10 protein-coding genes are annotated in these 12,573 nt (G+C 42.9%); 5 read left to right on the top strand and 5 right to left on the bottom strand.

The window, feature by feature from the left end; translation table 11 throughout:
* The first annotated feature begins 129 nt into the window (after positions 1-129).
* On the top strand, positions 130-1,830 hold the full coding sequence (locus N39L_RS26360; RefSeq protein WP_014276845.1) for a DMT family transporter: 1,701 nt from the start codon (positions 130-132) through the stop codon (positions 1,828-1,830).
* Positions 1,831-1,915: 85 nt separating this feature from the next.
* Positions 1,916-2,971 (top strand): AI-2E family transporter, encoded by a 1,056-nt coding sequence (locus N39L_RS26355; RefSeq protein ID WP_014276844.1) that lies wholly within the window; start codon positions 1,916-1,918, stop codon positions 2,969-2,971.
* Positions 2,972-2,980: 9 nt separating this feature from the next.
* Here N39L_RS26355 and N39L_RS26350 read toward each other — a convergent pair whose 3' ends face one another.
* The 3 genes from N39L_RS26350 to N39L_RS26340 form a co-directional block, all read right to left on the bottom strand.
* Entirely contained in the window at positions 2,981-3,424 is a 444-nt protein-coding gene (locus N39L_RS26350; protein WP_014276843.1) for a GAF domain-containing protein, read from the bottom strand.
* Between the two features lie 153 nt (positions 3,425-3,577).
* Entirely contained in the window at positions 3,578-4,939 is a 1,362-nt protein-coding gene (locus N39L_RS26345) for an NCS2 family permease (protein WP_006618502.1), read from the bottom strand.
* Positions 4,940-5,059: 120 nt separating this feature from the next.
* On the bottom strand, positions 5,060-6,391 hold the full coding sequence (locus N39L_RS26340) for a DNA cytosine methyltransferase (protein ID WP_014276842.1): 1,332 nt from the start codon (positions 6,389-6,391) through the stop codon (positions 5,060-5,062).
* A gap of 63 nt (positions 6,392-6,454) precedes the next feature.
* Between N39L_RS26340 and N39L_RS26335 the strand changes: the two genes are divergently transcribed.
* Together N39L_RS26335 and N39L_RS26330 are read left to right on the top strand one after the other, a co-directional pair.
* Positions 6,455-7,564, top strand: coding sequence for an S-(hydroxymethyl)glutathione dehydrogenase/class III alcohol dehydrogenase (locus N39L_RS26335; RefSeq protein WP_006618504.1), 1,110 nt, complete (start codon positions 6,455-6,457; stop codon positions 7,562-7,564).
* A gap of 149 nt (positions 7,565-7,713) precedes the next feature.
* Positions 7,714-8,925, top strand: coding sequence for a DUF790 family protein (locus N39L_RS26330; protein ID WP_014276841.1), 1,212 nt, complete (start codon positions 7,714-7,716; stop codon positions 8,923-8,925).
* A gap of 51 nt (positions 8,926-8,976) precedes the next feature.
* Here the strand turns inward: N39L_RS26330 and N39L_RS26325 are convergent, their stop codons facing one another.
* Both N39L_RS26325 and N39L_RS26320 read right to left on the bottom strand, forming a co-directional pair.
* The gene (locus N39L_RS26325; protein WP_014276840.1) at positions 8,977-9,315 is read right to left on the bottom strand and encodes a hypothetical protein; all 339 of its coding nucleotides are present in this window, start codon (positions 9,313-9,315) and stop codon (positions 8,977-8,979) included.
* A 1,494-nt stretch (positions 9,316-10,809) separates the two neighbouring features.
* Positions 10,810-11,538 carry a hypothetical protein gene (locus tag N39L_RS26320; RefSeq protein ID WP_014276839.1) on the bottom strand — a complete coding sequence of 243 codons (729 nt, stop codon included), beginning with the start codon at positions 11,536-11,538 and terminating at the stop codon, positions 10,810-10,812.
* A 327-nt stretch (positions 11,539-11,865) separates the two neighbouring features.
* Here N39L_RS26320 and petB point away from each other — a divergent pair, with 327 nt between their 5' ends.
* Positions 11,866-12,534 (top strand): cytochrome b6, encoded by a 669-nt coding sequence (petB, locus tag N39L_RS26315; RefSeq protein ID WP_006616443.1) that lies wholly within the window; start codon positions 11,866-11,868, stop codon positions 12,532-12,534.
* Positions 12,535-12,573 lie beyond the last annotated feature (39 nt).

The raw sequence follows: 12,573 nt of genomic DNA, 5'->3' as shown, positions 1-12,573 counted from the left end.
GTGTACGATTGTGCCTTTCCTGTTTTAATGAATGAGTGGACAGTAAGCCTGAGAGCAGAGTAGGGAGACAAGCATAATAGGGACATAATTTGCTCTCACGCTTCAGATCGATTTAGAGGTTAATCGCTGATGGGGAAACAAGACTATCAACCGCAACCCTCGGTTAATGATGACAGTAGACCGCCAGAAGAGGTCTTAAATGCAGTCATTCAAGAGGTGGAGGCTTTCCACCGGAATTTTAGGGATCGGCTATCACAGGATGTCCTACGACTTCAGCAGGATAAAGATCGTCTGATCGCTGATATTGAAAACCTGCAACGACAACATCAGGAGTTACAATCCCAAAAATCACAAACTTTATCCGAACGGGACCTAGCCCAACAACGGGTGTGGCTGAAGCAACTGGCGCAAATTTTAGCTAATAATTTGCAACGGGAACTGATTGCGCGTATTAATCAAATACGAGTTGAATCTGATCAACCTTTGCTGTCAGGGGAGGATACTCCTATGCTGTCGGGAAGTTCAGAGGCTCCTGCTGATTTGGCTCCCCAGGAGTTAGAAGCAGTTTTAGAAGGCAGTCTTAATCAGACTTTTCACGGTCTACAGCAAGAGTTAAATAGCTATCACAGCGATTTATCTGAGCGGTTGAGCAATATGCAAACCCTCGAACAGCAGGTTGAGACTTTACTAGAAACCGTGGTAAATCGGTTGCGACAGCAGTTGAATCCTACCGAAGAGTTAACGCCAGATTCGTCCCGCGTATTGCCGCCAGAGTCCGGTGACAAGTCAGAACTTAAGATTACACATAAACCTAAACCCCCTCAGGCTCCTAATGCGCCTTCTAGTGTGCAGGTGGGTTTGTTTTTGGCGCTGATGTCGGCGTTGGTGCTGTCGCTGTTTAATGTCTGTTTGAGGATTCTTCTGAAAACCTCTGATACTCCCAAAGTTATGTTTGGGCTGTTTGAGGTCGATGGGGTGATTACTCCGGGTTTGGGAAATTCTCTACTGATTCTGTTGCTGAGAATGATTGTGGTAATGCTACTCATGCCATTTTTAGCAACTTTTCTGTATCCTGCGGTTTGGAGTGATATTCGCCGATTTTTTAATTCGGGAGACTCTAAACTTATGGCAACGGTTATCGGTAGTGGTTTCTTCTTGTTTTTGTCTCAGGTTTGTATCTATATTGCGATCGGTGAAATTCCTACCGGGATTGCCATTACCATCTTCTTTGTCTACCCGATTATTACCGTTTTGGCTTCCTGGGGACTTTTTGGCGATCGCCCTAGTTTAATTAGAATAGGAGCAATGTTCACCATTTTAATTGGTGGTATTTTATCTCTACCCAACTTTTTTGGAGGCGCAGCCGGTAATACCGAAATTGGAGTTTTAGCAGCCTTGGGAGCCGGAATTGCCTTTGCTGGTTATGTCCTACTCACTCAAATTGCTGCTGGCAAATTGCATCCAATTCCATTTAGTTTGGTGAATTTCGCTTCGATTTTTGTGTTTTGTTCCCTAAGTTTGATGTTATTGCCAGATAATCTCGGGTTAGAAGTTAACCCAGATTTATGGAATCCCATTATCATCGGTGGGGCGATTTTGGGGGTACTCACCCTATTAAGTTATTTACTTAATAACTTCGCTATTCGTTCGGCTGGGGCTGCATTAGCTTCCATTATCGGCACTTCTGGACCTGCACTAACAGCTTTGCTGGCTTTTCTGATTATTGGCGAGGCTTTGAGCTTCAAGCAAATTTCAGGAATGGGTTTGGTAATTATCGGAGTAGGAAGTATGAGTGTCGAACGGATGTTACTTGCTAAACGCAAGACTTAGTTGAGTTACGGAACTGTCTTTGGCAGTTCCGATTCACTCTTTTTATTCATATTTACATAGTTCAATTTTTGAATGCTATTTACACATGAGCAAACCGACCAGTAGACCCTTTGAGAATTTTTTTAGTAATTCTCGTTTAGTTCGTTATTTGCTCCTGTTTGCCTTTGGCTGGGCTTTTATCCAATTTATTGCCTATTTTGAAACCATCATAATTGTTTTTGTCTTTGCCGCTATTTTTGCCTTTTTACTCAATTATCCCGTCCAATGGCTACAGAAATACACCAGCCATACTGTCGCCGTTGTAGTCGTGTTTTCAACTAGCTTATTATTGCTCATAGGTTTATTGGCAACTTTGGGCTTGGCTATAGTTTCCGAGTTGCAACAATTTGTCACCCAAGCCCCAGATTTATTGGATTCTTTTGTCAATCTGCTTGACCAAATAGAAACCTTACTAAAAAATGCCAATATCAGGGTTAATTTGGATTTTTTACAAGAAGATTTAAAGCAGGAAGTCTCGAATTTATTTGGTTTTGGGACGGCGGCTGTTGGCAAAATTTTATCGGGTTTAGTCGAATTTATTATCATCTTAGTCGTGACATTTTTTATGTTACTTAATGGCGAACAACTTTGGGCATCTTTTCAAAGTTTTTTCCCCTCGAATATAGAGGATTTTACCTTATCTTTGAGAAATAACTTTTTGGGCTTTTTTAGGGGTCGATTAATCTTATCGGTTTTTTTTGGATTCTCGGCTTTTTTTGTCTATTTAATTCTACAAGCACCCTATCCCCTATTTTTGGCGACTTTAGTGGGAGTTTTTGATTTAATTCCGGGAGTCGGTGCGACCATTGGCATTATTCTGTCAGCCATAATTGTTTTACCCAAGGGAATTTTAATTAGTTTGCAAGTCATAGTTTATTGCGTTTTATTGCAGCAGATTGAAGAAAATATTTTGATGCCTAGAATTATGCAAAATTCCGTTAATCTCAATCCGGTTGTTATCTTTTTCGCTTTATTACTGGGGGCGAGAATTGCGGGATTTTTGGGCTTATTTTTATCCATTCCTATCGCGGCTGTAATTGTAGGTTTTGTGAACATCAAAAATGCCGAGGTTAAGCAAATACCAGGCAACAATAAACAGTGATTAATCGCATTAGTCCAAAAATGGTGATTCTGATAATAATGTAGCCGCCTGTTTCATCGTTAAAATCTCAGAGTCAACCCAAGAGTGCGGAGCTTGACAATGGTGGGCAATTAGTAACCCCCATAATTGTTGATTTTTAATCACGGGAACAGCTAAATTAGCCTTAACTCTGATGCTTTTCAGAAAATCACGATGGCAGGGGTCAATGTCGGCTTCATCAATATCTGAAATCGCCGATATTCTCCCTTCTAAATAGAGTCTAGCATATTTATTGCTGAAACAATCATCAGCCCCGGCGGAGCCATAAATGGAATAGTCGATATAACGCAGTGATTCAAAGGTGACTTGTCCGCGCCATTCCTTGTAGAAGTAGTACAACACTATCCGATCGCTTTTCAGGTGTTTTCGTAACCCATTCAGGGTTTCCTGAATTAGGCGATCGCGATCTTCCACCTGTTGTAAACGTTCAACAAACTATTGAAATCGTGGGTCACTGTTAGGGTTAGGGTTACTATTGGTTGAATCACCGAATATATCAGGGAAGTTCATCTCTTGTAATTAAGTTCAGAATACAACCACCATCTAAATTATAACACAGAGGTAATACTAGCCACCAATTAAAATAAATTTTAACAAAAAAATGGCAGCTAAAACCCACATAGCCAGAGTAGTTTCTGACCATTTACCCTGGAGGGTTTTCAGAATTGGATAAGCAATTAATCCAGCCGCTAAACCATCAGCAATAGAGTAGCTTAGTGGCATAATAAATAGGGTTAAAAATGCCGATATAGACTCGGCTGGGTCGTCCCAAGCAATTGACCGGACACTAGCCATCATCAACACTCCTACTATAATTAAGGTGGGGGCGGTAGCAAAAGATGGAATCCCCGCCAATAGGGGTATAAATAGGATGGAAAGGAAAAATAAAACCGCCACGGTAATGGCATTAAATCCACTGCGTCCCCCCTCGGAAATACCTGATGCTGATTCAATATAAGTGGTGACGGTTGAAGTGCCTAAAATACCTCCTATTGTAGTGCCAACGGCATCGGCAATAAATGCCTTATTTGCCCTAGGAAGTTCGCCTTTTTCGTTGATATATCCGGTTTTCATACCTAAGCCGGTTAAGGTGCCGACCGTATCAAATAAATCCACAAATAGAAAGACAAATATAACTGTTAACAGTTGCCAAAAATTACCCTGTAATATTCCTCCCAAACCAACGAAGGCTTGACCTAATAAATCTCCGGGAAATTGCGGTAAACTAATGATACCTTGCGGCCAGGGGGCAATGCCTAAAATCCACCCTAATAATGCGGTGGCGATAATACCCCATAATAAAGCCCCAGTAATGCGACGGACGACAAAAGCGGCAGTGATTAAAATGCCAATTAGGGTAATTAATACGGTGGGTTGGCTAAGGTCGCCTAGGGTGGTAACGGTAGCTTCGGATGAGATGATTAAACCTGTCTTGGTCAGGGCGATATAGGCGATAAATAGACCTATTCCGGCGGCGGTGGCGTGTTTAATACCGCTGGGAATGGCGGTGACAATTTGGGCGCGAATATTTCCGAAGGTGAGGGCGATAAAAATTAATCCCTCGATGAAAATTGCGCCTAGGGCGACTCGCCAGCTAATTCCTTGGCTGAGGACCACGGAAAAGGCAAAATAAGCGTTTAAACCCATTCCTGGGGCTAGGGCGAAGGGATAGTTAGCATATAACCCCATAATTAGGGTAGCAATGGCGGCGGATAATGCGGTGGCGATCGCAATTTCTCCGAATAGGTCGCCAGGGGTTTCTAAAAAAATGGCGTTGGAAAGAATATCGGGGTTAACCACCAAAATATAAGCCATAGTCACAAAGGTAGTGACTCCTGAGACTATTTCGCTTCGCAGGTTAGTTTGGAGTTTCTCAAACTGGAAAAATTTAGATATGGCGCTTTCTTGAGATGGGGGATTTTCATTCATAGGGATTAAAATATATCGCTATCTAGGAATTTGTATAAGGATTAACTAATGGGGTTTTGGCTTGACCAATTATTGGATAATTAATAGTTATGGTGGCTACATCTAGCATATCTGTGATGCCTATAGCCAGAAATTTAATAATAATTTAGCAATTGCCTGGACTACCGGGACGGGGACAGCATTACCTAGTTGTTTTTTGGCAATACTGGGGTTTTTATGTAACACAAACCAATCGGGAAAACCTTGTAATCTTGCTGTATCTCTGGGGGTGATTTCTTGGTAGTTTTGAGGATGATAGATGATGTTGATAAACTCTTGCTTATATCGTTGATGATTCTGACAACTAAAGGATTTGGTGGCTACAAATATTTGGTTTCCTGTCGCGGTTAAGGTGGCGATCGCTTGGGCGTGGGCTAGATAGATTTTGGCGACTCCGTTAATACCAGAAGATATTTTAGAATTAACAAACTCATAACCCTGATTTTCTATATGTCTTAAAATTCGTTTTTGCATCAGTTGATTAAGTTCCGATTCTTGTAAATCATCAATTAACTGTTGTAATGCTGCTAAAGGAATGGGATTACCGTCTTTAGGTCCATAGATTTTTTTGCGCCTATTTTTGAGGATTATATCACAAATTTGTTTTTGGCGATCGCTAGTTTCGATTAAATCCCAAGAATGGATGGTTGTTTGTCCATTTCGCACGTCGGAAAACAGAAAAAAATCATTGAGTTCATCATTTTTTTGAAAGCGACCTCGCGCTGGGGGAATATGGTTGCCAAATAAAACCTGGGGCGAAAACTTTTTTTTGATGACGGCTTCCTGAGAGACCCCTTCCACAAAATTAAACAGTTGGGGATGTTGATTTAAGGGTTGGGGAAATTGGAAGTTTTGACCTTGATTAATATCTCGACGTATTCCCACAATAAAAACGCGATCGCGGTCTTGCGGTAAGCCAAAATCTGAGGCATTAAGTACCTGCCATTTTAGATGGTAATTGGCGGCGGATAATGACTCCAGAATACTCTCAAACTGTGGGCGGTGTCTGGGGTCGGTTAAACCCTTGACATTTTCGAGGATAAAAGCTAGGGGTTGATTAATTTTAATAACTCGAATAGTATCTAACCATAACTGACCTCTTGGGTCATCTAACCCCCGCAGTTTTCCCGCAATTGACCACGGTTGACAAGGAACTCCCCCCGTGATTAAATCGACAGTAAAGGGGAATTTATGAAGCGATCGCATATCTCCTAGGTTGGGTTCATCACGATTAGCATATCTGATAAAATTGTGTTGATATACCTGAATAGAATTCGGTTCTATTTCCGAATATCCCAAACATTGACCGCCCCAATTTTCTAAAGCAATGCGAAAGCCACCAATACCGGAAAACAGGTCAACAAAGGTAAATTTAGGCGGGTTAATTTGAAGATTCAACAACTCTGTTGGCATGAATTTATCCCCAGATTCTAAGTTATGATAATCTAAATAATCAAATAAACTCAGAGGTATACTATGGAAGTTAAAGCCGCCGTTGCTTGGTCAGCCGGAAAACCCCTCAGCCTAGAAACCGTCCACCTGGAAGGTCCAAAAGCTGGGGAAGTGTTAGTGGAAATTAAAGCCACAGGAATTTGTCATACTGATGCTTATACATTATCTGGTGCTGACCCAGAGGGATTATTTCCAGCTATTTTAGGACACGAAGGGGCGGGAATTGTAGTAGAAGTAGGACCAGATGTAAAAAGTCTTAAACCGGGTGATCATGTCATCCCTTTATATACTCCAGAATGTCGTCAGTGCGAGTATTGTCTTAGCATGAAAACCAACCTTTGTCAAGCCATTAGAGGAACCCAAGGAAAGGGATTAATGCCTGATGGTAGTAGCCGTTTTTCCAAAGATGGGAAAATGATTCATCATTATATGGGAACTTCGACTTTTTCTAACTATACGGTTTTGCCAGAAATTGCGGTAGCTAAAATTAGGGAAGATGCACCTTTTGATAAGGTTTGTTATATCGGTTGTGGGGTGACAACGGGTATCGGTGCGGTGATTAATACGGCGAAAGTTGAACCGGGTTCTAAGGTGGTAGTGTTTGGTTTAGGGGGGATTGGATTAAATGTAATTCAAGGGGCGAAAATGGTGGGGTCTGATATGATTGTCGGGGTTGATATTAACCCGCAAAAGCGAGAAATTGCCGAAAAATTTGGGATGACTCATTTTGTGAATCCTCAAGAAATTGAGGGTGATTTGGTGGCTTATTTAGTGGATTTAACTAAGGGTGGCGCTGACTATAGTTTTGAGTGTATTGGTAATGTTAAAGTTATGCGTCAGGCTTTAGAATGCTGTCATAAAGGTTGGGGAGTTAGTGTTATTATCGGGGTAGCATCAGCGGGACAGGAAATTAGTACCCGTCCCTTTCAGTTGGTGACAGGAAGGGTTTGGAAAGGGTCGGCTTTTGGCGGCGCAAGGGGTCGGACTGATGTGCCGAAAATTGTTGATTGGTATATGGAGGGTAAGATTAATATTGATGATTTAATTACTCATGTTTTGCCTTTTGAACAGATTAACGAAGGGTTTGATTTGATGCACCGAGGAGAGTCTATTCGTAGTGTGGTAATGTTTTAATATGAGGCTAAATTAATGACAATTTGGAAATAATCCAAGCCTACGCATCGATCGCATTTCTCTGGTCTATGGGAATGAGTCAACCGTCTCACCCATAGAAAGGCGATCGCCAAAACTGATAATGATTTTACGATTAACTTTACCTTGATATGTTACCCACTGATTTACTCAGCTATCGACAAAATGGAGAAACAATTATCCCCCTGAGATTACCAATTAACCAGGGAAATTTAGCGATCGCCTCCGAAATCATAGAACAATTTACCAACTGCGTCAACCATAGTCAAGGCGAATTAAACCGCCAACTCCAAGACCTAGAAGGAGATCGCCCCAACTATCGCATCAAACGAGGATTAGCCCACTTACTTAGGAGTGGTTTTTGTACTTTTGAAATTATCAGCCCTCTCGACCCCGAAAAGTTACGAGAAAGGGTATTTTCCGCAGCCGCTAAATCGATACCTTCTCCCTATTCTACCGCGCAAACTTTAGAGGAATTATCCCTGAAATTAACCGCCGAATTAAAACGGGAAGTTTTCCCCTCCGAAATTCAAGTAGGACTATATGCAGATCTCCAAGAAAACCGGATTTTGACCCAATTTGATACTCCCACGCCAGAAGCCTTAATTCACCGTTATAACTTGTCACAAGTACAGGGTATATTTTATCGTGCTAGTGAGATCAAAATCAACGCCTACCGTAACGACCCCGGAGAATATAAACTTTTGTTTCGGTACTTAAAATTATTTCAGTTAATGGCGTATATTGAAGGAGACGCAGACCATGGATTTACGATTACGGTAGACGGACCCACCAGCTTATTTAAAGCTAGTACACGCTATGGGTTAGCCTTAGCGAAAATGATACCAGCTTTACTCCATGTCACCAAATGGAGTCTACAGGCTACCCTACAACAGCGAGACCCTTATACGAAGGTAATTAAAACGGGTCGTTACACCCTCAATTCTGACTGTCAATTAGTTAGCCACTATCCCCCAGGTAAACCCTATGATAGCATGATTGAAGAGTCTTTTGCTGACCGTTGGAGTTCCCTAAAAACTGAGTGGCGACTAGAAAGGGAAGTCGATTTGATTCCCATTCCTGGTAGTGTGATGATTCCCGATTTTCGGTTAGTTCATCCTGATGGTAGAATGTTTCTGTTAGAAATAGTTGGTTATTGGCGATCGGAATATTTACGAAAGAAATTCTCTCAAGTGCGGCAGTCTGAATGCGACCACTTAATTTTAGCGATTTCCGAACGTTTAAACTTAGCTAAAGCGGGAGTTAAAATTAGTGAGATTCCGGCGCGAGTCGTTTGGTTTAAGGGCAAATTATCCCCGAAAGCAGTGTTAGAAGTCCTGTAGAGGCGGTTTTATATTTCTGTTTTTATATCATAAAACCGCCTTTAATTATTCCTAATAATCAACCATAAAGGTATTAATATGGCTGGAATTGGTGGGGTTAGATTGAGGTGGCGGTTCTGGATTATTGACAGGAAGATTATTTTGAGGTTTAGGGGAAGGTGGAACTGATAATTGAGTTACATCTTTTTCTAGTTCTCCTAGTTGGTCTTCAATCAATGCGAGTCGTTGTTCGATGATATGGCTCCGACTTTGTAAAACCTCCAATTCTTCGGTTAGGCGCTTTTTTTCAACCGCCAGTAGATATGAATTTCGGTAAAGATTAGCCTGAGACTTCTGACGGGGAATGGCACTAAGTTTAGGTTGGATTTGGCGATGATATTTATATCTCATGGGTCTAAAATTTTGAGTGACAGGTAAGGTCGGACGAGAAGTCACCTTCTCGAACTCCTATTCAAAACCGTGCTTGATACTTTCGCATCACACGGCTCCTGATATGGATACCCTTTTTGTCAATAGGAACAGGGTTACGAACCCCTGCTTTCGTACTTCAACTTTTGGAGTTGTATGCACACGTAGTCTTTAAACTCGCTGCCATTAGGATCCTACTAATTGCAGTATCTATATCCATACCGCGACCTGTGGGCATATCCCAGCCATTACAGATGGGCATTGGCTTCTGGTCGCATCCTTCACCCTCCGAGACTTGCGCTTACACTTATCACTACTGCCTATGAGTAATATTGCTCACTTGTTTATAGGCAGAGTCTTGGAGGGGTTACAACGTTCCGATTATATGGGCATTCCATCGTTAGATTTGTCCTCAGAACCGGGGTACTTTTAAAGGTCTGTGTAGGTAGTCGGACGAACCCCCTACTTTTCCCCTTGCCCTTTTGAGCGCAGCGTGTCAACCTATTTCGCTGCTAGTGTATTACGATGGTTCAAGTCGGACATTCGGTCTTCCTAATCATAGATGGTTGGCAGTGGTCGCGTCTTGGTAGTAGGTTCTACCTCACGCCTTCCGTTCCCCGCTTCTATCCTGGAGTTATGATTTCCAAAACTGGGGGTGGCTATCGCGGTTACTCTCTACTCCCTGATTTCTCAGTTCGTTTATGACCTTGAGTTCCCTGCCTTGCTTAGTTCCCTAAGCGTCGGGACATATAACCAGTTATGAGGATGGTCAGGAGAGGTTTCCTTATATCCAGATTCGGAGCTGGAATCCTCACCGGGTAGTTATTTCGGGCATTTCAGCCCTATTTCATACCCGAACGTCTCGCACTATCCGCTTACACTTGTCACTACTGAGGTATCGACCATACTCTCAGAGCCTAAGAGGGATTACAACGTTCCGTTTATATGGGCATTCCATCTTTAGATTTGTCCTTTCCACCGGGGTACTTTTAAAGGTCTGTGTAGGTGATGTTACAATTACCCTACTTTTTCCCCTAACTCTTTTGAGCGGAGCGTATCAACCTGTTTCGCTACTTAATCCTTACGGCGGTTCAAGTCGGAACATTCAGATTTCCTTAATCATGGATGGTTGGCAGTGGTCGCCTCTGGTAGTAGGTTCTACTTCACGCCTTCCGTTCCCCGCTTCAGTCCTGGGGTTATGATTCCCAAAACTGGGGGTGGCTATCGCCGTTACTCTCAACGCAATTGTTAAGAAATCGTTAAGATTCCCGATTTTGCGTTTTGACCTTGAGTTCCCTGCCTTGTTTTGTATATTTATATACCAAACTTTGGGACATATAAACATTTATGGGGATGCTCAGAGGCGAGCCTCTTATATTCAACCAAGGGGCTGAAGTCGCCATCAGGCGGTTATTTCGGGTGTTTCTACCCTATTTAATGCCTGAACGTCCCGCACTGTATATCGATTATATCAACTTAGTCCGCTGAAAAGCGATCGCCTAAGCGGTTACGTTCCATCAACTCAGTGATCTCAGACCTAGGTAATTCTGGCGGGTGCGGAAACTCCTGGTTTTCCTGAGAATACTCGCAGGCGATCGCCTCGGGGTAGGGTCTAACAGGTTTTGGTTTCCTAGGTCTAATAGTATTGGGTACATCAAACCCCTGAGCCGGTGGAGTTTGATTAACAGAAACTGGGGGAAGTTCCACAGTCGGACGGGGAACCTTCACAACTTGAGTATCAATAACAGGTTCTGGGTCAGCCACAGTCGCCATTGTGGTATCAATAGCAGGTTCTGGGTCAGCCACAGTCACAGAAGCGACCGTCGAGAAAGTATAAAAAATCCTACCATCATCTGTTACCTCAAACTCAGCCGCAAATTCCAGCGCCTTTTGGTCGAGATAAGCCTGAACTTGGGGACCGGGAAGCTGAGTAGCCAAAGCCAGGTCCAAAGGGGTGATCCGTCCTTGATGTTCCCGGATTAAAGCATAAAAAGCCGTATCGAGGCGTTGTTGTAGGCGGCGGGACTGGTAGGAGTAGTATCGCCATAGCATCCAGCCACCGACCCCAGAGGCGATCGCCAATAGCCAAGGAAAAGCCGTCCGCATGAGAAACAGTAAAAAAGCCACCGCCAGCAATAGAGATAAATACTCTCCGCCGCCGGGAGAATGGGGACTTGATTTTGGGGAAATCTGATTTTCGCTCATTCAAATAATGATTAAAGTTATGTTACATTTTTTATGAGAGGAGAGAACACTGGGTCTGCTATCCTCAGCACTTGGTGAAATTTCAGCATCTGCGTTCAGGCCTCCTAGGACTGAACCGAGAGGCATTCAACCAATCCCCGATCTTCTCAAGTAGCGAGATATAAATCACCCGTTGGGTTCAAGGTTAGCACTGCCATATAATTGACAGAGACCTTTAACCAAACTAAACGGGAAAGTCTGGCTAGTCTGGTGTATTGACCCATATGAGCGTTAGAGTTCAGACCTAACAACCAAGGCAGCAATTAATATTTTAGGAATCCTAGCTTCATGTTCTCAAAGGAAATCACCGAATCAAAAACCTACAAGTGGTTTGACGAAAGGCTAGATGTCCAAGCGATATCCGACGACATCACTAGCAAATACGTCCCTCCCCACGTAAATATCTTCTACTGTCTGGGTGGGATCACCCTAGTTTGCTTCTTAATCCAGTTTGCTACTGGGTTTGCGATGACCTTCTATTATAAGCCGACCGTCGCCGAAGCATTTACCTCTGTTCAGTACATCATGACAGAAGTAAGTTTCGGTTGGCTGATTCGCTCTATCCATCGCTGGTCTGCCAGTATGATGGTATTAATGATGATCCTGCACGTTTTCCGGGTTTACCTAACTGGCGGTTTCAAAAAGCCACGGGAACTCACCTGGGTAACAGGGGTAGTTATGGCAGTGATCACAGTTTCCTTTGGCGTAACTGGATATTCTCTTCCCTGGGATCAAATCGGCTATTGGGCGGTTAAAATTGTATCTGGAGTTCCCGAAGCTATCCCCATTGTAGGTTCAACTATTGTTGAATTGATGCGCGGTGGTGCTGCGGTAGGACAACCCACTCTCAGCCGTTTCTACAGCCTGCATACCTTCGTTTTACCCTGGTTGATTGCAGTATTCATGTTGCTGCACTTCCTGATGATCCGTAAACAAGGTATTTCAGGCCCCCTCTAAACTCTGCCTAAATCTTAAACCATCAGATGGGAGTAGCTT

This window comes from Limnospira platensis NIES-39 (assembly GCF_026000695.1).
Taxonomy (GTDB): domain Bacteria; phylum Cyanobacteriota; class Cyanobacteriia; order Cyanobacteriales; family Microcoleaceae; genus Limnospira; species Limnospira platensis.
This window is presented reverse-complemented; position numbering and strand designations above follow the sequence as displayed.

What these genes read in the sequence shown, in the direction of transcription:
- N39L_RS26360 (WP_014276845.1), top strand. Translation starts at nt 130, where the DNA reads ATGGGGAAACAAGACTATCAACCGCAACCCTCGGTTAATGATGACAGT.
- N39L_RS26355 (WP_014276844.1), top strand. Translation starts at nt 1,916, where the DNA reads ATGAGCAAACCGACCAGTAGACCCTTTGAGAATTTTTTTAGTAATTCT.
- N39L_RS26345 (WP_006618502.1), bottom strand. Translation starts at nt 4,939, where the DNA reads ATGAATGAAAATCCCCCATCTCAAGAAAGCGCCATATCTAAATTTTTC.
- N39L_RS26340 (WP_014276842.1), bottom strand. Translation starts at nt 6,391, where the DNA reads ATGCCAACAGAGTTGTTGAATCTTCAAATTAACCCGCCTAAATTTACC.
- N39L_RS26335 (WP_006618504.1), top strand. Translation starts at nt 6,455, where the DNA reads ATGGAAGTTAAAGCCGCCGTTGCTTGGTCAGCCGGAAAACCCCTCAGC.
- N39L_RS26330 (WP_014276841.1), top strand. Translation starts at nt 7,714, where the DNA reads ATGTTACCCACTGATTTACTCAGCTATCGACAAAATGGAGAAACAATT.
- N39L_RS26325 (WP_014276840.1), bottom strand. Translation starts at nt 9,315, where the DNA reads ATGAGATATAAATATCATCGCCAAATCCAACCTAAACTTAGTGCCATT.
- N39L_RS26320 (WP_014276839.1), bottom strand. Translation starts at nt 11,538, where the DNA reads ATGAGCGAAAATCAGATTTCCCCAAAATCAAGTCCCCATTCTCCCGGC.
- petB (WP_006616443.1), top strand. Translation starts at nt 11,866, where the DNA reads ATGTTCTCAAAGGAAATCACCGAATCAAAAACCTACAAGTGGTTTGAC.